The organism is Sphingomonas aracearum (assembly GCF_003345355.1).
GTDB classification, from domain to species: Bacteria; Pseudomonadota; Alphaproteobacteria; order Sphingomonadales; family Sphingomonadaceae; genus Sphingomonas; species Sphingomonas aracearum.
Map to the genome: position 1 here is coordinate 815566 of NZ_QQNB01000001.1, position 20804 is coordinate 836369.

The 20804-nt window shown below is 69.7% G+C and carries 22 protein-coding genes; 9 read left to right on the forward strand and 13 right to left on the reverse strand.

Annotated features, from left to right (window positions below; translation table 11 throughout):
* The 9 genes from nadA to DVW87_RS04050 form a co-directional block, all read right to left on the reverse strand.
* Positions 1-1011: a quinolinate synthase NadA gene (nadA, locus tag DVW87_RS04015; RefSeq protein WP_114686431.1), complete on the reverse strand. Its 1011-nt coding sequence runs from the start codon at positions 1009-1011 to the stop codon at positions 1-3.
* 144 nt (positions 1012-1155) lie between these two features.
* A complete protein-coding gene (locus DVW87_RS04020) occupies positions 1156-1857 on the reverse strand; it encodes a DUF4230 domain-containing protein (RefSeq protein WP_114687058.1) in 702 nt (233 codons plus the stop codon).
* The gene (locus DVW87_RS04025) at positions 1854-2708 is read right to left on the reverse strand and encodes an MBL fold metallo-hydrolase (RefSeq protein ID WP_114686432.1); all 855 of its coding nucleotides are present in this window, start codon (positions 2706-2708) and stop codon (positions 1854-1856) included. Before DVW87_RS04025 ends, DVW87_RS04020 begins: the two co-directional genes overlap by 4 nt.
* A 345-nt stretch (positions 2709-3053) precedes the next feature.
* On the reverse strand, positions 3054-3188 hold the full coding sequence (locus DVW87_RS18460) for a hypothetical protein (protein WP_275402070.1): 135 nt from the start codon (positions 3186-3188) through the stop codon (positions 3054-3056).
* Between the two features lie 94 nt (positions 3189-3282).
* Entirely contained in the window at positions 3283-4905 is a 1623-nt protein-coding gene (locus tag DVW87_RS04030; protein ID WP_239017741.1) for a M56 family metallopeptidase, read from the reverse strand.
* A complete protein-coding gene (locus tag DVW87_RS04035; protein ID WP_114686433.1) occupies positions 4902-5270 on the reverse strand; it encodes a BlaI/MecI/CopY family transcriptional regulator in 369 nt (122 codons plus the stop codon). Before DVW87_RS04035 ends, DVW87_RS04030 begins: the two co-directional genes overlap by 4 nt.
* A gap of 259 nt (positions 5271-5529) precedes the next feature.
* Entirely contained in the window at positions 5530-6225 is a 696-nt protein-coding gene (locus DVW87_RS04040) for an SDR family NAD(P)-dependent oxidoreductase (RefSeq protein WP_114686434.1), read from the reverse strand.
* Between the two features lie 45 nt (positions 6226-6270).
* On the reverse strand, positions 6271-7644 hold the full coding sequence (locus DVW87_RS04045) for a methyl-accepting chemotaxis protein (RefSeq protein WP_114686435.1): 1374 nt from the start codon (positions 7642-7644) through the stop codon (positions 6271-6273).
* Between the two features lie 17 nt (positions 7645-7661).
* A complete protein-coding gene (locus DVW87_RS04050; RefSeq protein ID WP_114687060.1) occupies positions 7662-9005 on the reverse strand; it encodes a methyl-accepting chemotaxis protein in 1344 nt (447 codons plus the stop codon).
* A gap of 216 nt (positions 9006-9221) precedes the next feature.
* Here DVW87_RS04050 and sdhC point away from each other — a divergent pair, with 216 nt between their 5' ends.
* The 4 genes from sdhC (at position 9222) to DVW87_RS04070 (ending at position 14276) form a co-directional block, all read left to right on the forward strand.
* Positions 9222-9629 (forward strand): succinate dehydrogenase, cytochrome b556 subunit, encoded by a 408-nt coding sequence (gene sdhC, locus DVW87_RS04055; RefSeq protein ID WP_114686436.1) that lies wholly within the window; start codon positions 9222-9224, stop codon positions 9627-9629.
* Positions 9629-10024 carry a succinate dehydrogenase, hydrophobic membrane anchor protein gene (gene sdhD, locus DVW87_RS04060; RefSeq protein ID WP_114686437.1) on the forward strand — a complete coding sequence of 132 codons (396 nt, stop codon included), beginning with the start codon at positions 9629-9631 and terminating at the stop codon, positions 10022-10024. Before sdhC ends, sdhD begins: the two co-directional genes overlap by 1 nt.
* On the forward strand, positions 10024-11826 hold the full coding sequence (sdhA, locus tag DVW87_RS04065; protein ID WP_114686438.1) for a succinate dehydrogenase flavoprotein subunit: 1803 nt from the start codon (positions 10024-10026) through the stop codon (positions 11824-11826). Before sdhD ends, sdhA begins: the two co-directional genes overlap by 1 nt.
* 1184 nt (positions 11827-13010) lie before the next feature.
* Positions 13011-14276, forward strand: coding sequence for a glycosyltransferase (locus tag DVW87_RS04070; protein WP_114686439.1), 1266 nt, complete (start codon positions 13011-13013; stop codon positions 14274-14276).
* Here the strand turns inward: DVW87_RS04070 and DVW87_RS04075 are convergent.
* The 3 genes from DVW87_RS04075 to DVW87_RS04085 are packed head-to-tail and all read right to left on the reverse strand — an operon-like array spanning position 14248 to position 16431.
* Positions 14248-14985, reverse strand: a complete 738-nt coding sequence (locus DVW87_RS04075; protein WP_114686440.1) for a fatty acid desaturase — start codon at positions 14983-14985, stop codon at positions 14248-14250. The genes DVW87_RS04070 and DVW87_RS04075 overlap by 29 nt on opposite strands.
* Positions 14982-15449, reverse strand: a complete 468-nt coding sequence (locus DVW87_RS04080; RefSeq protein WP_114686441.1) for a sterol desaturase family protein — start codon at positions 15447-15449, stop codon at positions 14982-14984. Before DVW87_RS04080 ends, DVW87_RS04075 begins: the two co-directional genes overlap by 4 nt.
* Complete coding sequence (locus DVW87_RS04085) at positions 15436-16431, reverse strand: phosphatase PAP2 family protein (RefSeq protein ID WP_181814715.1); 996 nt, start codon at positions 16429-16431, stop codon at positions 15436-15438. The genes DVW87_RS04080 and DVW87_RS04085 overlap by 14 nt, the downstream gene beginning before the upstream one ends.
* Positions 16432-16629: 198 nt before the next feature.
* Between DVW87_RS04085 and DVW87_RS04090 the strand changes: the two genes are divergently transcribed.
* Both DVW87_RS04090 and DVW87_RS04095 read left to right on the forward strand, forming a co-directional pair.
* Complete coding sequence (locus DVW87_RS04090) at positions 16630-17637, forward strand: C13 family peptidase (RefSeq protein WP_114686443.1); 1008 nt, start codon at positions 16630-16632, stop codon at positions 17635-17637.
* Between the two features lie 36 nt (positions 17638-17673).
* A complete protein-coding gene (locus DVW87_RS04095; protein WP_114686444.1) occupies positions 17674-18258 on the forward strand; it encodes a ClpP family protease in 585 nt (194 codons plus the stop codon).
* On the opposite strand, the gene DVW87_RS04100 is transcribed toward DVW87_RS04095, so the two are convergent.
* A complete protein-coding gene (locus tag DVW87_RS04100) occupies positions 18255-18989 on the reverse strand; it encodes an SDR family NAD(P)-dependent oxidoreductase (protein WP_114686445.1) in 735 nt (244 codons plus the stop codon). The two genes, DVW87_RS04095 and DVW87_RS04100, sit on opposite strands and share 4 nt — an antisense overlap.
* A gap of 130 nt (positions 18990-19119) precedes the next feature.
* Between DVW87_RS04100 and DVW87_RS04105 the strand changes: the two genes are divergently transcribed.
* From DVW87_RS04105 to DVW87_RS04115, 3 genes are all read left to right on the forward strand, one after another.
* A complete protein-coding gene (locus DVW87_RS04105; RefSeq protein ID WP_114686446.1) occupies positions 19120-19428 on the forward strand; it encodes an ArsR/SmtB family transcription factor in 309 nt (102 codons plus the stop codon).
* Positions 19429-19494: 66 nt separating this feature from the next.
* On the forward strand, positions 19495-20280 hold the full coding sequence (locus DVW87_RS04110; protein ID WP_114686447.1) for a succinate dehydrogenase iron-sulfur subunit: 786 nt from the start codon (positions 19495-19497) through the stop codon (positions 20278-20280).
* 62 nt (positions 20281-20342) lie between these two features.
* Positions 20343-20747 carry a PaaI family thioesterase gene (locus tag DVW87_RS04115; protein ID WP_114687061.1) on the forward strand — a complete coding sequence of 135 codons (405 nt, stop codon included), beginning with the start codon at positions 20343-20345 and terminating at the stop codon, positions 20745-20747.
* Positions 20748-20804 lie beyond the last annotated feature (57 nt).

Consider the following 20804-nt stretch of genomic DNA (forward strand, 5'->3'; position numbering starts at 1 on the left):
TCAGTCGCCCGTCACCCTTGCCGGGCCCAGATCGCCCATGCCGACGGTGGCGCTCGCCATGGAGAGCATCGCATCCAGGCTCTTCTTTGCCCGCAGCCGCAGGTCCTCGCGGATCTCGATGCGCGGCTCCAGATCGCGCAGCGCCAGGTACAGCTTCTCGATCGTGTTCAGCGCCATGTACGGGCAGATGTTGCAGTTGCAGTTCCCGTCCGCCCCCGGCGCGCCGATGAAGGTCTTGTTCGGCAGCGCCTTTTCCATCTGGTGGATGATGTGCGGCTCGGTGGCGACGATCAGCGTGTCGCCGGCCATGGCGATCGCATAATCCAGGATGCCGCGGGTGGAGCCGACATAATCGGCATGGTCCAGGATCACCGCCGGGCATTCCGGATGCGCGGCGACCGGCGCGCCCGGATGCTGCGCCTTCAGCTTCAGCAGCTCCGTCTCGCTGAACGCCTCGTGCACGATGCACACGCCCGGCCACAGGATCAGGTCGCGACCCGTCTTGCGCGCCAGATAGCCGCCGAGGTTGCGGTCCGGCCCGAAGATGATCGGCTGGTCCTTCGGGATCTGCGACAGGATCTTCTCGGCCGACGAGGAGGTGACGATCACGTCCGACAGGCCCTTCACCTCGGCCGAGCAGTTGATGTAGGTCAGCGCGATCGCCTCGGGATGCTGCGCGCGGAAGGCGGCGAACTGTTCGGGCGGGCAGCTGTCCTCCAGCGAGCAGCCGGCGTTCATGTCCGGCAGCACCACCGTCTTCTGCGGGCTCAGGATCTTGGCCGTTTCCGCCATGAAGCGCACGCCGCAAAAGGCGATCACCTCGGCATCGGTTTCCGCCGCCTTGCGGGAAAGGTCCAGGCTGTCGCCGACGAAATCGGCCAGGTCCTGGATCTCCGGCTTCTGGTAATAATGCGCGAGGATCACCGCCTTGCGCTCGCGGCGCAGCCGGTCGATCTCGGCCAGCAGGTCCGTGCCGGCCAGCGAGCCACCGAAACCGTTACGTGCGTCCATTCCCGTCCTGCTCCTCAACCGTCACCCCGGCCTTGTGCCGGGGTTCACGGAGCCGCCGATCCTGCGCTCCGAGCCACTCCCCCCGCGCATGCCGCACGGTGGGCCCCGGAACAAGTCCGGGGTGACGGCAGGAATGTTGGAAAGCTACCGCGCGTTGGCGAGTACCTCCGGGATCGAGCGCGACACGTCCCAGCGCTCAGTGTCGCCGCCCCGCTCGTACGGAAAGGTGACGATCACCCGCACGCCCGCGATCCCCGCCGCCTCCAGGGGCGCGCGGACGAGCTGGCCCAAGGCACGCCGCGCATTGTCGCGCGCCTGCGCCACCCGCTCGGGCTTCGCCGCCTCCGCGCGCGCCGCGTTCTGCGCCGCGCCCGACGCGCGCCGGGCGAGCTGGTCCGCGGCCTTGCGCGTCACGAACAGCCCGCGCGTCTGGCTGAGCGTCGCGGCGGCCTCGTCCACGTTGGGCTTGCCGGCATGGATGTCGGGCGCGTCGATCGTCAGCGTGCGGTTCGCCTGGTCCCAGCGGTACGCATCCCGCCCCAGCCGCGAGACGTCGACGAAATAGTCCACCTGGAACGGCGCCTTCACCACCTTGTCGGACGACAGCATGCCCCACAGGCGGCTGTCGCTGGCGGTGGATTGCACGGTGCCCGACAACTGCCCCACCTTCAGCGCGCTGGCCCTGGCGAAGGTTGCGGCCACCACCTTCGTTACCGCCTGCCCGTCGTCGCGCCGCTCCACCACATAATGCTCGGTGTAGCGGTCATAGCCGATCCGGGCCGCGAGCAGCAGCGCGCCGATCACCAGCACGCCGACCACCACCTGCACGATCGCGCGACCGTTCATGCCGCTGCCCACCCGCCGCCGTCCTGCCGCACCAGCCCCCTGCCCTCCAGATCGAGCAGGTGCGCCAGCACCGACCGCTCCGCCGCGGGCCACAGCCGCCGGTCCACGCCGACATACATGCGCTCTACCATGGCCGGGATCGTCGCCACCCCTTCGCCGACCAGCCGCAGGATCTGCCCCTCGCGCTGCTTGCGATGGCCCAGCATCCCGCGCACCAGCCGCTGCGGATTGCTCACCGGATCGCCGTGGCCGGGATAATAGACCCGGTCCTCGCGGCCGAGCAGCTTTTCCAGGCTGGCGAGATAGTCGGTCATGTTGCCGTCCGGCGGCGAGACGATGCTGGTGGACCAGCCCATCACATGGTCGCCGCTGAACAGCGCGCCCGTTTCGGGCAAGGCAAAGGCGAGGTGGTTGGACGTATGCCCCGGCGTCGCCAGCGCGGCCAGCGTCCAGCCCTCGCCTTCCACGCTCTCGCCCTCCGCCAGCACCCGCTGCGGCCGGTAATCGGGATCGAACGACGCATCGGCGCGCGGCCCGAGATCGTCGAACGCCAGGGCTGCGCAGCCGACGATCGGCGCGCCCGTCGCCGCCGCCAGCGGGCGGCTCGCCGGGCTGTGATCGCGGTGCGTATGGGTCAGCACGATCGCCCGCACCGGCCGACCGTCAATGGCCTTCAGCAAGGCGGCGACATGTGCGCCGTCCTCCGGGCCCGGATCGATCACCGCCACGTCGACGGTGCCGACGATGTAGCTCTGCGTGCCCGTGTGCGTGAACGGCGAGGGGTTGTTCGCCAGCACGCGCGCCACCAGCGGCTCCAGCTGCTCGGCAACGCCCGGTGTTTGATCGCTCATCCTGTCGAGATGGCGGCGGGGCGCGCAGATGGCAAGCCAAGCCCCACGATCACCCGACGCCTGCCACAAACACCATCGGCTCCCCGGCGAAGGCCGGGGCCCAGCTGGGGGACAGACGCGATGCAGGTAGCGCCTTGTGACATGCATCGTCCCAAGTGGCCCTGGCCTGTGCCAGACCCTTGCAAGGATCCGGGCGCCACCCGGCACGTGTCGTCACCCCGGACCCGCTCCGGGGTCCACAGTGGGACGCAGACCACGACTGCTATGGGGGCGGAACGATGGTTGCCGGAACAAGTCCGGCATGACGGTGAGCTTCCACACGGTCAGCTCAAACCCGAACCGTCGCTACCGCCCGCGCGCCGCCAGCTCCGCCTGCAACCGGGCGAGCAGGTCCGGCAGCCGCACCTGCTCGGCCGTGGCGGGCGGTTCGGCGGAGCGCATCTTGCGCGCGATGCGCTCCAGCGTGCGATCGTGGATCATGGGTGCCGGTTTCGGGCGGCAGCGGTAAACGAAAGGTAAAGCCGTGCGACGAACGCCGGCCGCTCGCGGAGGAGCGGCCGGCGCTATCGGCCGATCAATCCTTTTCGTTGTCCAGTTCGGCCATCGCCTCGTCGATGCCCTTCAGCGCCTCGGCCCGTTGCGCCGCGCCCATGTCGCGGTTGGCGGCAATGGAGCTGCGCGCCTGGCGCAGGCTGTCGCGCGCGGCGCGCATCGCGTTGCGCTCGATCCGGGCGGCGTTCACGGCCACCTTGGCGCCTTCGCTGGCCGCCGCCTCGATATGGTTGGTGCAGATCACGATGCGGTTGCGGCCGCCGCTGCTGTCGTGCCGCACCATCTTCTCGCGATCGGTGCCGGGGCAGTTCTGCTCGGACACCTCGGGCATGCCGGCCAGCGCCGCCGCCGGATCGCCCACGCCCTCGCGGGTTTCCACGCTGCCGTCCCTTTTCTGCACGACGATGCGGTATTTCTTGGGCCCGCCGTCGGTGCTGGTCACCTGGATGGAGCGGCTTTCGCCGGCAACCGGCGCGGGCGGCACCGGGGGCGCGGCGGGTACCGGAGGCACGGCGGGCGTTGCCAGCGCGGCCGAGAAGGCGGCAGGCGCCACCGGGGCCGCCAGCGCGGGAGCCGCCGGCCGCGCAGGGGTGGCCGGGCTGGCGACCGTCATCGGCGCGGGCGGCGCGGCCGGCGCTGCCGGCGCGGCGATCTGCGACAGCTCGACGCCGGTTGCCGTCTCCACCGACGTCCGCACCCGCTCGGCCGCGGCGGTGCCGGACGCGGTGATCGCCAGCCCCGCCAGCGTCAGGGAGGCCACGGCCGCGCCGCCGGCCATCAGCCGCGAGCGTGAGGGACGAGCGGATTTCAGCATGGTCAGTCTCCCTTTCAGATCCTCGATGGTATGGAGGTGGCAGGCGGCGGACACCGCCCCGCCATGCGCCGCCTTCACGATCGCGCAGGCATAGGCATGCCGGGTCACCGCGCTGCAGCCGGCCAGCACGCGCGCATCGTTGGCGATCTCCTGGTCGGCGCGAAAGGCGCGAAAGGCGCGCCACGCGAGCGGGTTGAACCAGTGGCAGGCAAGCACCGCCAGCGCGATCCAGTTGGCCAGCAGGTCGCCGCGCTGGTGGTGGCCCAGCTCGTGCGCCAGCGCCAGGTCGCGCTCGTCGCTTTCGTAGCGTTCGGCAAAGTCGCGCGGAAACGCGACGTACCGGCGCAGCAGGCCAAAGGCGAGCGGTCCGCTGGCCGCGTCGCTCTCGATCAGGTGCACGCCGTCCACCATTGTCTCGCGCGCCGCGGTGCCGACGAGGCGCCGGCAGAAGCGCGCATGGCTGGCCATGTGCCAGCCGGCAAAGCTCAGCGCGCCGGCCAGCCACAGGCCCAGCAGCACCGTTCCGAACGGAAAGGCGGCCGCGGCCGTCGCGGCGGCGACCTGCCCGCCGCTCAGCGGCTCCACCACGTAGACCGTGATCGTGTCGCCCGCCGCCGCCACCGGTGCGGCGCTCTTCCACGCGGCGGGCAGCGGCGGCAGCACCATGCGCAGCAGCGGCAGCGCCCACAGCGCATAGGCGACGTCCGGCCCGAACGCCCGGCGCACGCGCCCGCGGATCAGCAGCACCAGCGCCATCAGCACGCTGGACGCGGCCAGGGTCTCGACCGCCCAGGCGATCAGCGGACCGGATTGCACGAGGGGGGCGGTCACTGCCTCAGGTCCTTCAACAGCGCTTCGAGCTCGGCGATGTCCTTGCTGGTCAGGGCATCGCGCTCGGCGAGGTGGGCGACCAGCGGCGTCAGCTTGCCGCCGAACAGCCGGTCCATCAGCTTGCGGCTCTCGCCCTCCACATAGTCGCCCCGCGCGACGAGCGGGCGATAGCGATAGCGCCGGCCGTCCTCCTCATGCGCGATGATGTTCTTGGCCAGCAGCCGCCCGAGCAGGGTCTTCACCGTGTTGGCGGACCAGTCGCGCGCCGGGGAAATCCGCTCCGCCACGTCCTGCGCGGTGAGCGGGCTTTCGTCCCACAAAACCTCCATCACGGCATGTTCCGCGTCGCTGATCCGCTCGGCCATTCGACTCGCTCCCGTATTGACTATGGTTGTAGTCGTACGCCGATTACAGCCGTAGTCAATAGACCTGTGGGAGTAGCGCAAGCCCCTTTCATCACCCCCAACGAAGCCCAGGCACAAGGATCCTCCCCGGCCCGGGGAGGGGGACCAGCCGCAGGCTGGTGGAGGGGCGCGGCCGCGGACGCTGCGCTCCTGGCATCGCCCCTCCACCCCCGCCTTCGGCGGCGGTCCCCCTCCCCTTTGCAGGGGAGGATACGAACAGTCACCGCACGTAGCTGGCCCCGTTGGCGTCCAGCACCGCGCCGGTCATCGACGGCGGCGCATCCAGCGCGCAGAAACGGGCCATGGCGGCGATCTCCGCCGGCTCGGCCACCCGGCCGAGCGGGATGTCGGCCAGCAGCGCGGTCCCGCCGCGGCTCGCCAGATAGTCGTCGGCCATGCCCGTCATGGTGAAGCCGGGGCAGATCGCAAAGGCGTAGATGCCGTCGCGCGCATAGGCGCGGGCAATGGTCTTGGTCATCGCCACCATGCCGGCCTTGGCGGCGGCATAATGCCAGTGCGCCGGGCTGTCCCCGCGATAGGCGGCGCGGCTGGCGATGTTGACGATCCGCCCGCCCCGGCCCCGCGCCTGCCAGTGCAGCACGGCGCGCCGGCACAGTTCGGCCGAGGCGGTCAGGTTCACCCGCATCGTCCGCTCCCACCCGGCCAGCCAGTCGGGATCGTCCAGCGGCACCGCCTCGAAGATGCCGGCATTGTTGAGGAGGACGTCCACGTCGCCCAGCCGCGCCAGCGCCTCGTCCCACAGGGCGTTCGCCGCGCCGGGCTCGTCGAAGTCGGCCGGGATCGCGGTGCCGTTGTCGGGCCGGGTGGCATGGCCGACGATCTGCTGGTCGGACAGCGAGTGGAGAATGGCGGCGCCGATGCCGCGGCTGGTGCCGGTTGCGAGAATGCGGGTCATGGATCGAAAGTAGCGCGGCGCCGCGCCGGCGTCACGGCGGAAGGATCAGGCAGCCACCGTCTGCGAGAACCGCTCCGCCGCGTCCTTCAGCGTGTCGAAACGCTGCCCGATCTCCATCAGGCTCGCTTGCACGGCAGCGATGTCGCCGGCCACCTGCTCGGTTTCGGAAAGGATCGCCGCCACCGTGTCGGCAGTGCCGTCGGCGATCAGCGCGGTTTCGTCCACCGCCGCGGTGATCGCGGTGACGGTCTGCGCCTGCGCCTCCATGGCATAACGGATGCGCTGCGCCGATTCCTGCACCTCGGCCACCGTCGCCTTGATGCCGGCATTGGTTGCCACCGTGCCGCGGGTGGCCGACTGAATCGCGGCGATCTTGGCGGCGATGTCGTCCGTCGCGCGCGCCGTCTGGCTCGCGAGGCTCTTCACCTCCTGCGCCACCACGGCAAAGCCGCGCCCCGCATCGCCGGCCCGCGCCGCCTCGATCGTGGCGTTCAGCGCCAGCAGGTTCGTCTGCCCGGCAATGTCGCGGATCAGGCCCAGGATCGATTCGATCGACTTGGCATGGTCGCTCAGGGCCTCGCTCATGCCCACCGCCTGCCCCGCCTGGTCGCTGGCGCGGTTGGCGATCTCGGCCGCCACCTCCACTTCGCCGCGCGCATCCTCGATCGCGCGGATCAGCCCCGCCGCGGTCTGCGCCGCCTCGCGCATCGCCACCGCCGACTGTTCGGCGGCCGCCGCGACCTCGCTCGTGCGCACCAGCGTTCCCTGCGCCGCCTCGGCCACCTGGTGCGCCTGCACGTCGATGCCCCGGCCGAGCACCGCCATCCGCTCGATCGCGCCGGCGATGGTGCCGGTGAACGCCTCGCCCCGGGTCCGCCGCTCGCGCGCGGCCTGCCCTTCGGCCTGCGCGGCAAGGAATTCAGACATCACCGCCGCTTCCAGCATGGCCAGGCGCTGCACCACGTCGGCCAGCCGGCGGAACCGCGGCAGGTCGCCCGCCAGCCGCTCCGCCAGCACCTCCAGCGCCTTGCCGTGCGCGCGGGACAGCGCGGCGGTCAGCAGCGGCAGCGGCACCCGCGCGACATAGGATTGCCGCGCATTGTCGAACGCGCCGCCGATCCAGGCATCGTCGAACGGGCGGGTATATTTCTGGCGGCTATACTCGGCGCTGCGCGTCATCTGCGCGGCGCGGCGTGCCGGATCGGCGAGCAACCGGCGGAGATGCGCGGTGTCGGGCAGGTCGAGATACGCGTCCCAGAAGGCCTCGGCGATCTCCTCATGCCGCCCTTCCAGCAAGGGCGGCAGCTCGGCCAGCGACGCCGCCAGCGTGCCGTCCCAATCATAGGCGCGCAGCCGGGTGGCCGCGGATCGCTCCGCCGCCGCGCTTGTGCCGGAGCGCTCCAGCCCGTTTTCCGCCATCCTCGTTCCGACTTTCCTTAAGCGGCGACCTTTGCCACGAAGTCCCCGGCGCTGTTCTTCAGCGTGCCTAGACGCCCATCCAGTGCATCGAAGCCTTGGCCGACCGCCTCGATCTCGGTGGCGACGCCTTCGGTGTCCTCGCGGATCGCCGCGATGGTGTTGCTCATCGAATCCGCCGCCAGCGCGGTTTCGTCCACTGCCGCGGTGATCGCCGTTACGGTCTGCGCCTGCGCCTCCATGGCATAACGGATGCGCTGCGCCGATTCCTGCACCTCGGCGACCGTCGCCTTGATGCCCGCATTGGTTTCCACCGTGCCGCGCGTGGCCGACTGGATCGCCGCGATCTTGGCAGCGATATCGTCGGTGGCCCTTGCGGTCTGGCTGGCGAGGCTCTTCACCTCCTGCGCCACCACGGCAAAGCCGCGGCCCGCATCGCCGGCCCGCGCCGCCTCGATCGTGGCGTTCAGCGCCAGCAGGTTCGTCTGCCCGGCAATGTCACGGATCAGGCCCAGGATCGATTCGATCGACTTGGCATGGTCGCTCAGGGCCTCGCTCATGCCCACCGCCTGCCCCGCCTGGTCGCTGGCGCGGTTGGCGATCTCGGCCGCCACCTCCACTTCGCCCCGCGCATCCTCGATCGCGCGGATCAGCCCCGCCGCGGTTTGCGCCGCCTCGCGCATCGCCACCGCCGACTGTTCGGCGGCGGCCGCGACCTCGCTGGTCTTGCCCAGCATGCCGCGCGCCGCGTTGGACGTGCGCACCGATTGATCGCGCAGGCTGCCCGATTCCTGCGTCGCATTCTCCACCGCCGCCGCGATGTCCTCGCGAAAGGCCACGGCCAGCCGGTCGCGCTCGCCGCGCGAGGCCCGCCCGCGCAGCGCGTTGAAGATCTCCACCGTGATGTCGTTTTCCAGCCCGGTCAGCCGCATCAGCGTGTCGATCATCGTCGCCAGCCGCGGGTCGTCGCTCTTCAGGCGGCCGAGCAGGATATCGAGCGCCGCCCGGTCGCTGGCGCAGGTCATGGACAGGAGCGCCATGGTCGACACGCCCGCCTGATAGCCGGCGGTGACCGAACGCTCCATTGACTCCACCCAGGCGCGGCCGGTCACGTCGCAGAAGCGGTTGCGCAGATAGGCGATGCCCAGTTCCACCATGCGCGGTTCGTCATGCGGCTGCCAGTCGCGCACGCCGGGGGCGGCGCGGCGCCATTGATGCCAGAACGCCATGGCGATCTTGCCCGCTTCCGGCTCGATCACCGTCCACACGTCGCGGGCGGCGCCTTGCAGCGTGCCGTCGAAATCGAACGCCCTCAGCCGGGTGCCGAGATCGATCTTGGCCGCGATGGTGCCGCTGGCAGGCAGGTCAGAAGGCAAGGCGGAAGCTCCCTGTTGTAGACCGTTCCGGGCCCCACCGGCCGGCTGTCTGGCACTTGCGGTAACCGCGTGCTGGTTAAGGCCGGGTTAGTGAACGGCCATGGTGCGTTGCCGCGATGCACCTTGCATCATGCCGCCCGGGCGATAATAGGTCGCCATTCCGCCTGCTTTTTCAGCCCTGTCGCTTCAGCAAGGATCCACGCCTTGGCCAGCCGCCCGATCAATCGACCGCTCAGTCCCCATCTGCAGATCTGGCGCTGGGGGCCGCACATGCTGGTCTCGATCCTGCACCGCGCCACCGGCACCGCCATGGCACTGGGCGGCACCGTGGGCCTCGTCTGGTGGCTCGCCGCACAGGCCGCCGGGCCGGAGGCCTATGCCACCTGGCTGTGGTTCTTCCGCGAGCTGGCCGGCGGGGCGATCGGCTATGTGGTGGCGATCGGGCTGAGCTGGGCGTTCTTCCAGCACATGTCGACAGGCGTGCGCCACTGGATCCTGGACGTGGGCGCCGGCTACGAGCTGAAGACCAACAAGACCGGCGCGATGGCGACGATGGTCGTGTCCGTTGTGCTCACCGCCGTGTTCTGGGCCTATATCCTGGGGGTGAAGTGATGGGACGCGGAACCGCGATCGGCCGCGTGCGCGGCCTGGGCAGCGCCAAGCACGGCGCGCACCATTGGTGGCGCCAGCGCCTCACCTCGGCGTCGAACTTCTTCCTCATGGGCTGGTTCATGCTCTCGCTCGCGCGCCTGCCCGCGCTCGATTATGCCGGCGTCCATGCCTGGCTCGGCTCCATGTGGGTGGCGGTGCCGCTCGTGCTGCTGGTGATCTCGGTCTTCTACCATTTCCGCCTGGGGCTTCAGGTGGTGATCGAGGACTATCAGCATGACGAGAGCCGCACCGTGCTGATGATCCTCTTGAACTTCTTTGCGGTCGGCATGGGTGCCATCGCGATCTTCTCCATCCTCAAGATCGCCTTCACGGCGACCACCGGAGCCGCGGCATAATGGCTGAAGCCTACAAGATCATCGACCACACCTATGACGCGGTGGTCGTCGGCGCGGGCGGTTCGGGCCTGCGCGCCACCATGGGCATCGCCGAGACGGGCCTGAAGACCGCCTGCATCACCAAGGTGTTCCCCACCCGCAGCCACACGGTGGCGGCGCAGGGCGGCATCGCCGCGTCGCTCGGCAACAACTCGCCGGACCACTGGTCCTGGCACATGTTCGATACCGTGAAGGGTTCCGACTGGCTGGGCGACCAGGACGCGATCGAATACATGGTGCGCGAGGCGCCGCAGGCGGTGATCGAGCTCGAGCACGCGGGCGTGCCGTTCAGCCGCAACGAGGACGGCACCATCTACCAGCGCCCGTTCGGCGGCCACATGCAGAACATGGGCGAAGGCCCGCCGGTGCAGCGCACCTGCGCCGCCGCCGACCGCACCGGCCACGCCATGCTCCACGCGCTCTACCAGCAGTCGCTGAAGTATGACGCGACCTTCTACGTCGAATATTTCGCGCTCGATCTCATCATGGAGAACGGCGAGTGCCGGGGCGTGATCGCGCTCTGCATGGAGGACGGCTCGATCCACCGCTTCCGCAGCCATGCCGTGGTGCTGGCGACCGGCGGGTACGGCCGCGTCTACCAGTCCGCCACGTCGGCGCATACCTGCACCGGTGACGGCAACGCCATGGTGCTGCGCGCCGGCCTGCCGCTGCAGGACATGGAATTCGTGCAGTTCCACCCCACCGGCATCTACGGTGCGGGCGTGCTCATCACCGAAGGAGCCCGCGGCGAAGGCGGCTACCTCACCAATTCCGAAGGGGAGCGCTTCATGGAGCGCTACGCCCCCTCCGCCAAGGACCTGGCGTCGCGCGACGTGGTCGCCCGCTCGATGGCGATGGAGATCCGCGAAGGCCGCGGCGTGGGCAAGGAGAAGGACCATATCTTCCTTCACCTCGACCATATCGATCCCAAGGTGCTGCACGAGCGCCTGCCCGGCATCACCGAGACCGGCAAGGTCTTCGCCGGCGTCGACCTCACGCGCCAGCCGCTGCCCGTGGTGCCCACCGTCCACTACAACATGGGCGGCATCCCGTGTAACTATCACGGCGAGGTCGTGCGCCTGAAGGACGGCGATCCCGACAGCATCGTGCCCGGCCTGTATGCCGTCGGCGAGGCCGCCTGCGTGTCCGTCCACGGCGCCAACCGCCTCGGCTCGAACTCGCTGATCGACCTCGTGGTGTTCGGCCGCGCCACCGGCCTGCGCCTGAAGGAAACGCTGAAGCAGAACACGCCGCACAATCCGCTGCCCAAGGGCTCGGAGGAGCTGGCGCTTTCCCGCCTGGACCATTTCCGCAATGCGAAGGGCAGCCTCCCGACGGCGAAGATCCGCGCCGACATGCAGCGCACCATGCAGCGCCACTGCGCCGTGTTCCGCGACACCGCGCTCCTCAACGAGGGCGTGGAGCACATGAAGCAGGTCTATGCTTCGTTGGCGGACGTCGGCATCACCGACCGCTCGCTCATCTGGAACACCGACCTGGTCGAGACGCTGGAGCTCGACAATCTCCTCGCGCAGGGCATGGTGACGATCCAGAGCGCCGCCAACCGCAAGGAATCGCGCGGCGCGCACATGCACGAGGACTTCCCCGAGCGAAACGACGCCGAGTGGATGAAGCACACCACCTCCACCTTCACCGGCTGGGGCGGCACCGGCGGCGCGGTGGACATCGGCTACCGCCCGGTCCACGACTATACGCTCACCGACGACGTCGACTATATCAAGCCCAAGAAGCGGGTGTACTAAGCGCCGCGCAAGGCCGAGCCTGACGGCTCGGCCGCGCTTGGCGGCGCTCCGGCCGGCGCCGCGATAGCGGCGACCGACGTCATGGGCTCCGCCCATGACGCACTTCAGTGCGCCCCGACGATCGCGCCCGCACCTCAGCCCGACAAAGACGGTCAGCTGCGCAAGTAGCGCGATCCGTTCACGCGAAACCGCGAAGACGCGAAGAAGGTTGTTCGCGCGGAGGCGCGGAGGCGCAGAGGCGCAGAGAAGGAGAGAGAGGAGTCGACGCGCAAAGCTCGTCAGTAATCCCGTTAGACGGCCACCCGCTCCCCTCAAGCGCACCCTCCTCCGCGCCTCCGCGCCTCCGCGTGAACCCTATTCTTCTGCCTTCTCTTCGCGTCTTCGCGTCTTCGCGTGAACCAACCCTTCTCCCTGTTCCCCGGCGAAGGCCGGGGCCCAGTTGGGATGGCCGGAGTGATAGCGCGGCGACCCCCAACCACCCGCCCCCAACTGGACCCCGGCCTCCGCCGGGGAACAAGGGCCTTGACACAACGAACCCATATGGCTATACGCCGCCGCAGTTCAGAACCGCGGTAAGGGCCTGCGGCGGGGTTGGACGAAAGCAGCCGGTGGTGGTGCCGTCACAAGCACCATGCCCGGCGATCGACCGGCGCGGAGCCATCCGGGACTAAAGTCGGATGTCCGTTCATCAGGGTCGGGGAAGGTTTGAAGACGTCCGGAGGGACGGGCTGGCTAGGTGAGAGCAGCCAGACCATCCCTCCATGCCAGAGCCGGTGCGGCAGAGTACCGGGGGCGTCGCCGATACCCGGCAGACACAAGAAGTCTCGACGCTTCGTAGTTACAGCGAGTGTCTCAAAAGTCGTCGAGCCCCGGGTGCAAAACCGTGGCTAGGACGCGCCGGTCGATCCCTTTCCCTCGTGTTCACGGGCCGCGTACACGCGCGCCCGCTATTCGTCGTTCGATCCTCCCCGCTCCGCGGGGAGGGGGACCAGCCGCAAGGCTGGTGGAGGGGCGTCCCCGCAAGCGACCCCGCTCGTACCTGCAACCTCGAAAACGTCTGCCTGTTCCCAACAGTCCGTTCACCGCGCCGCCGACACATCCCTTAATCGAGCCGTGCCGGGTATAGCTGGCGACGTGCTTTCACCCTTGCGCGCCGAACTTCCGTGCGGTCATGCTCACCCGAAATGCGCGAAAGTGGCTCTCTTGGAAACGGCCCGTCGACGGCAGGGCACCTCGCCATCATCACGGCGCCGGTGCCGGGCCATCTCAACCCCGTAGGGGTCCTGGCGAGAGAGCTGGTCGGCCGGGGCTGGCGCGTGTCCATGGTGCACATGGAGCCGGCGCGGCATTTCGTGACCGACCCCGCACTCGGCTTTTCGCCCCTGCCAGGCGGGACGAAGGCGGTGTTCGACGCGTATCTGGCGGCGCTGGTGGACCCGAACGGACCCGTTCGGCTGAACCGGATGATCCGCGCCACGGCCGCGATGACGGATCGCCTGCTGGCCGAAGCGCCGGCGGTGCTGGAGCGGATCGGCGCCACGGCGGTGCTGACCGATGCGGTCGAGCCCGCCGGGGCGCTGATCGCCCGGAAGCTTGGCCTGCCGCATGCCGTCGCGGTCACCGGCCTGCCGCTGCTGGGGGAGGCCGACGTGCCGCCGCCCTTTCTCGGCTGGCGCTATCGCCCCGACGCCTTGGGCAGGTTCCGGAACCGGGGCGGCTATGCGGTGACCGACTGGCTGATGCGGCCGGTCGCGCACGTGCTGGAGGCGCACCGGCGCGAATGGGGCCTCGCCGCGCCGGGCGAGCCGCCCCGCGTGCAGGTCGCGCAATGCCCGCAGGGGCTGGATTACCCGCGCCGCGCCTTGCCGCCGACGTTCCGCTACGGCTCGCCCTGGCGGTCGGGGGAGGCGGAGGGGCCGCCCCTGCCCGACGATGGCCGGCCGCTCGTCTTCTGCTCGCTGGGCACGCTCCAGGGCTCGCGCCGGGCGTTGTTCGCGACCATGGCGCAGGCCTGCGCGATGATCGGCGCGCGGGCGGTGATCGGCCATGGCGGCGGCCTGTCGCGGGAGGAGGAAGCCGCCCTGCCCGGCGATCCGCTGGTGCGCGCCTTCTGGCCGCAGGCGGCGGTGCTGCGCCGGTGCGCCGCGACGATCTTGCATGGCGGCTTCAACTCGGTGCTCGATGCGCTGGCGGCAGGCGTGCCGATCGTGGCGCTGCCGATCGGCTTCGAGCAACCGGCAACCGCCGCCCGGCTCGTTCGCATCGGGGCGGGCCGCACGCTGTCCCCGCGACGGCTGAGCGCGCGAACGCTGGCGGACGCGTTGCGGGAGGTTATCGACCGGCCGGGCTACGCCCGGGCCGCGCATGGCCTCGCCGCCGAGATCGCCGCCGGGGGTGGCGCAGCCGGCGCAGCGGCCGCCATCACCGCCGCGCTAGCGTCTCCCGCCTGAACGCCGGCAGCCGCCACCACGGCGTGCCCGGGCTGAGATGATGCTCGTGGTGATAGGCGCCGAAGTGAAAGCAGGTCATCAGCGACAGGAGCGGCCTGAGCGTGCTGCTGCGAGCATTGTGCGCATCGGCGAAGGGCCGGTCGTCATGGCGGTGCGGCAGATAGGTGCCGAACACGAACAATTGTCCCAGCGCCAGCAGAGCGGGGATCGCCCAGAAGATCACGATGTTGAGAAGCGAAGCGCCCAGCAGCAGGTAGACGATCGCCGCGGCGGTGATCCGCGCGATCTGTCCATGCGTATAGTAATTGCGGAAGAAGGCCCCGAACCACGGCAGCGCCCGCCTCGGCGCGCCGGCATGAAAGTCGGGATCGCTCGTCGTTCCGGGGGCGGCGTGGTGCGCGTGATGCTTGGGCAGCAGCGCGCCGTAGGACAGGCCGGCATAGGCGCCCAGGCACAGCGTCCCCACCATCCTGTTCAGCCGCGGCCGTCCCGGCGCCAGCGAGCCATGCATGCAATCGTGCGCGATGATGAACAGCCCGGTGCTCAACCAGGCCTGCGCGAGGACGACGACCGGCGCCAGCAGCGCGGAAACGGGGCTCCACCGCCAGAAGAAGATGCCGCCGACATGCACCGCCGCCCACGCGCCGCCGATCGCCGCGGCCAGCACCAGGCCATGCCGCGCATCGCCCCCGTGCCGTTCCCGGCTCATCGTTCGGCGCGTTCGGCCAGCCGACGTTTGAGCCGGACGGGATCGGGTGCGAACAGGAAGCCGAAGCTGACGCCGCCTTCCTTGCCCTTCACCGCATGGTGCAGCCGATGCGCCTGGTGCAGCCGCTTGAAATAGCCCCGCCGCGGCACCCAGCGCAGCCCGAACCTCTGGTGCACCAGCATGTCGTGGACGAAGGCATAGATCGCGCCGTAGACGGTGATGCCGAGCGCGACCCACCAGACCGGCTCCCAGACGGTGCCGAGGGCGAACAGCGCGATCACGATCACCGCGAAGGTCGCCGCATAGAGGTCGTTGCGCTCGAAGGCGCCCTCGCGCGGCTCGTGGTGGGAGCGGTGCCAGCCCCAGCCCCAGCCATGCATGACATATTTGTGCGTCGCCCAGGCGAACACTTCCATGAACAGCACCATGGCCAGGACGATCAGCAGTTTCTCATACCAGGTCATGAACTACCTCGGCGCCCTGCGTGCGGCCGGCACAGCCCGGGCCAATGGCGCGTGCGGGACGTGTAGCACGGATAGCGGGCGAGCGCAGTCCATTTGGAGCGGGGACGTGCGCGGCCAGCCGCGCGGCGACGGCAAGGGCACCGATCGCCAGCAGCAGGCCCGCCAGCACGTCGACGACATAATGGCCGCCGAACAGCGGGGTTGCCAGGATCGTCAGCCCCGCCCAGATCGCCGCCGGAGCGCGCAGGCGGGCAACCGGGTACAGCCCCCAGACGAGGATCACCGGCAGCGCCGCGTGATAGCTGGGAAAGCTGACGATCCCCGTCATGTGCGACAGGTCCACCTGCCGGACGGCGCCGGTGCGCAGACCCAGGATCAACGGGTGATCCCGCCAGGCGACGGATGGCCATAACGTGCGGTAGCGATCGGGATCGAACAGGTTGCCGACCGCCGGCAGCAGTCCCGACAGCAGGATCGTCACCGCGCCTGCCAGGATTGCGGCAGCGACGGTTGTGCGCAGCCGCTCGCTCCGGCCGGTGCCGGCGAGCACCACGATGCATCCCACCATCTGCAGAACCAGGCTGTGATAGGCGACGCCGCCGACCAGCAGCAGCGGCGCCGGCAGCCGGTCGGACGCGGCGAGGATCGCGGGCCAGTCCAGTCCCAGCCGTGCATCCGCCGCGGCGAGCCACCCATCCCATAACGGCCCGTTGCGCGCTGCCAGCAGATAGGCGAGCACCACGCCCAGGATCGTGAACAACGTCATCTGCAGAAACGCGGTGGCTCCGGCCACCAGCCGGGCGTCCCCTCGCCTTCTTCCCAGCGCCAGCGCTCCCGCCAGCACCGCCACCCCAAGCGCAGGCAGCATGGCGCGCGCCGGCAGCACGCCGAAACCCAGGGCGTGGCTCAGCAGCAGGCAGGCGAGCGCGAAGCCGCCGATAACGATCCAGGACGTGGCGTCGGCAAGGGAGACAGTCTTCATCGACAGACGCATGACCCCCCAACGCGAAAACCGCCGGGCCGGGTCCGCGGGCGCAGGCGGTGCCGAAAATCAGATGTGCCGCCGGGCAGCCAAAGGTCCGCTTTCCGCCCGCCCCGGGCCTTGATCGCCCCAATCCACCCCGCATTGACAATCGTCCCGCTTCCCTGAACCATCGCCGCCGCAACAGGGGCGGGAACGATGCGGCGGATCAGGCGGGTTCTGGCGTGCGGCTTGGTGGCGCTGGCGTGCGGGTCGGCGCTTTCGGCGCCCCTGTCCGCGCCCCCGCGCGCCCCCGCGCAGCAGGCCGGCTACACGCCGCCGCAGCACAATGCCGATCCGCCGCCGATCGGCGCGTTCGAGCGGCTCGCCGACCAGGGCCTGTCCACCGAGCGCGGCCGCCCCGCCGGCTGGGCGCTGGCCGAGCATCGCCGGCTGGACAAGGCGCTCGCCCCGCTCCTGCCGCAGCGCAAGGGCGTGGTGGACGCCTATGTGCTCTCGGTCGCGCTGGACAGCGATCCCGTGTTCGGCCGCGAGGCGCGGGAGGCGGCCAGGGTGCTGTCGCGCCGCTACGACGCGGCCGGGCGCACCGTCACGCTGGCGGGCAGCGACGGCGCCGCGCCCTCGCCCCTGCCGATCGGCTCGCCGCCCGCGATCGAGGCGGCGCTGGCGCGCATCGCCGAGCTGATGGACCCGGCCGAGGACGTGCTGGTGCTCTACACCACCAGCCACGGCGCGCCGTTCGGCATCGTCTACAGCGACGGCGACGAGGGTTATGGCGCGATCAGCCCGGCACGGCTCTGGTCGATGCTGGACGACCTGCACCTGCGCCGTCGCCTGGTGATCCTGTCGGCCTGCTTTTCCGGCGTGTTCGTGCCGATGCTGGCGAGCGACGACAGCGTGATCCTGACCGCCGCCTCCGCCACCCGCAGCTCGTTCGGCTGCCAGGCGGACAGCGACTGGACCTTCTTCGGCGACGCGCTGGTCAACCATGGCTTGCGCAAGGCCCAGCCGCTCGCCGTCGCCGCCCGGGAAGCCTCCGGCCTGATCGCGGCGTGGGAGGGCAAGGGCAAGCTCGAGCCCTCGCAGCCGCAGGTCGCGATCGGTTCGCGCGCGGGCGCCTGGCTGGATGCGCTGGACCGGCGGGCTCCGAAAGCCGCCACCGCGCCGGTCGGCACGCCCGCGGTGACCCTGCTCGACCGGATGTAGCGGGAACCACCGCCCGTGCCGGCGGTTGCGCGCTCCATGACCGACACCGCCGCCGCGACAAGCCACCCGACCGATTATCCGCTGCTCGCTTTGCCGCACATCCACCTGCATGGCCAGGTGGACGACACCATGTATTCGAGCTTCCGCCAGCAACTGGCAAACGTGCCCGCCGACGGCCCGATCGTCGTCTCCCTCACCACGCTGGGCGGCGATCCGGAGATGGCGCGCGCGATGGGCGACGACCTGCGCCTGCTGCGCCAATATACCGGCCGCGAGACGCTGTTCCTCGGCAAGGTCTCGGTCTATTCCGCCGGCGCGACGTTCATGGCGTCCTTTCCCGCCGACAAGCGCTTTCTCACCCGCGGCACCCGCCTGATGCTGCACGAGCGGCAGATGACCAGCCAGCTCGCGCTTGTCGGCCCGCTGCGCGCCGCCGTGACCATCGTGCAAGGCAAGCTGCACGAGCTGGAGGAGTCGATCCGCATCGAGGAGGAAGGCTTTCGCGATCTCGTCGCCGGCAGCCGGATCAGCTTCGAGGAGCTGCAGAAAAAGGCGGTAACCAACTGGTACATGGAGGCCGAGGAAGCGCGCGACCTCGGCCTCGTGCTGGACGTGATCTAGACGGTCACCCCGCCATCAACGTTGAGGGTGGTGCCCGTGATGTACGACGCCTTGTCGCTCGCCAGGAACGTCACCGCGTTGGCGATCTCCTCCGGCCGGCCATAGCGGCCCAGCGGCACCATGCTCGTCACCTGCCTGGCGAACTCGCCATCGGCCGGGTTCATGTCGGTATCTGTCGCGCCCGGCTGGACGACGTTGACCAGAATGCCCCGGGGCGCCAGCTCCAGCGCCCAGGCCCGACCCATCGCCTTCACCGCGCCCTTCGTGCCCGAATAGATGCCGTTGGCGGCAAAGCCCTTGTCGGCCACCACGCTGCCGATCAGGATCACGCGCCCACCCTCGCCCAGGTGCGGCAGGGCGGTGCGCAGGCCCACGTTCAGCCCCTTCACGTTGGTGTCGAACATGCGGTCGAACGCGTCGTCCGTGTCGGTGTCCAGCGTGGAGAAGGCGGCAACGCCGGCATTCTGCACCAGGATGTCGATCCCGCCGAGCGCCGCGGCGGCCTGCTCGATCCCGGCCTGCTGCGAGGCGGAGTTTGCCGCATCGGCCTGGAACGCGAAGCCGCGCGCGCCCGCTTTCTCGATCGCCGCGACGGTCACCTCGGCGCCTTCGCGGTTGCCGGCATAGGTGATCGCGACGTCCGCGCCCTCCGCGGCCAGTTGCCGCGCGATCGCCGCCCCGATGCCGCGCGACCCGCCGGTGACGATCGCCTTTTTGCCCTTCAAGCTCATGACACGAAACTCCAGATGCCCGCGTGTGCCCTTCAGGCCCGCTGCCGGCGGACGCTCATCTGGGAGGCCGTCCAGTTAGTTCAATAGTTCCGAACTATGAAACTGTGACATTCTCTCTTACATCGGGCCCATGTCCGATTTCGTGCATCCCCGCCTGACCGATGTGAGCCTCGCCGCTGCGCTGCACGCGCTGGCCGATCCCGTGCGGCTGGACATGGTAGCCACGCTGGCCGGTTCGCCGGACCTCAATTGTGCGGGAACCGGCGCCTGCTCCGTGCCCAAGAGCACATTGTCCAACCACTTCAAGGTTCTGCGCAACGCCGGGCTGATCGAGTCGCGCGCGGACGGCCGCGATCAGCGAAACCGCCTGCGCCGTGCCGAGTTCGACGCGCGCTTCCCCGGCCTGCTCGACAGCGTGCTGGCCAACCGGCCGGCGTGAAGGGCTTGCGCTGCGGCTGCGAAAGGCATAGCCGCTGGACGAAAGCCTAGAGGGAATTGTTTGGCGATGGCCGAATTCGCGCTTCCGAAGAACAGCGTCATCAAGAAGAACGGCCATGTGCACAAGGCCGAGGCGGGCGCCGAGGACGTGAAGACGTTCAAGGTCTATCGCTACGATCCCGACAGCGGCGAGAACCCGCGCTACGACACGTTCGAGATCGACATGGCCGAATGCGGGCCGATGGTGCTCGACGCGCTTATCAAGATGAAGTCGGAGCAGGATTCGTCGCTCACCTTCCGCCGCTCCTGCCGCGAGGGCATCTGCGGCTCGTGCTCGATGAACATCAACGGCCGCAACGGCCTGGCCTGCACCACCGCCATCGAGGACTGCAAGGGCGACGTGCGCATCACGCCGCTCCCGCACATGGACGTGGTGAAGGATCTCGTTCCGGACTTCACGCACTTCTACGCGCAATATTCCTCCATCAAGCCGTGGCTGCAGACCGTCACGCCCGCGCCCGCCGGCAAGGAGCGGCTGCAGTCGCCGGAGGATCGCGAGAAGCTGGACGGCCTGTACGAGTGCATCCTGTGCGCCTGCTGCTCCACCTCCTGCCCCAGCTATTGGTGGAATGCCGACAAGTTCCTGGGCCCGGCGATCCTGCTCCAGGCCTATCGCTGGCTGGCCGACAGCCGTGACGAGATGACCGGCGAGCGGCTGGACGAGCTGGAGGATCCCTTCCGCCTGTACCGCTGCCACACGATCATGAACTGCGCCAACGTCTGCCCCAAGGGCCTGAACCCGGCCAAGGCGATCGCCGAGATCAAGAAGATGGAGGTGGAGCGGGTTCTTTGAGCCCCTCCTCCGAGGCCACGCCCCGCTTCCGCTTCGAACCTTCCGCCGACCACCCCGGCTGGATGGCGTGGGATCTGGCCGATCCCGATCGCTACAACGCCTTTCTCGGCCCGCTGCTGGTACGGGTGGACGATGGCGTGGCGCGCGTGCGGATGACGCCGGAGCACAAGCATTCCAATCTCGGCGACAACGTGCATGGCGGCGCGCTGCTCGGGTTCATGGACGTCGCCCTGTTCGCCGCCGCGCGCGCCTTTGGCTCGCTCGGCGCGGGCCGCGCGGTGACGCTGGACCTGTCGTCGCAGTTCATCGCCGGCGGCAAGGTCGGCGAGCCGCTGGAAGCGCGGATCGAGCTTCTTCGCGAAACCGGCCGCATGCTCTTCCTGCGCGGCCTGATCGTGCAGGACAGCATCGGCACCGTGGCGAGCTTTTCCGGCACGCTGCGCAAGTCGTCGGGCGCTGCCGGATGAACCGGCCTCAACCGTGTTCCCGCGCAGGCGGGAACCCAGAGCCGCAGGCGCATCGCT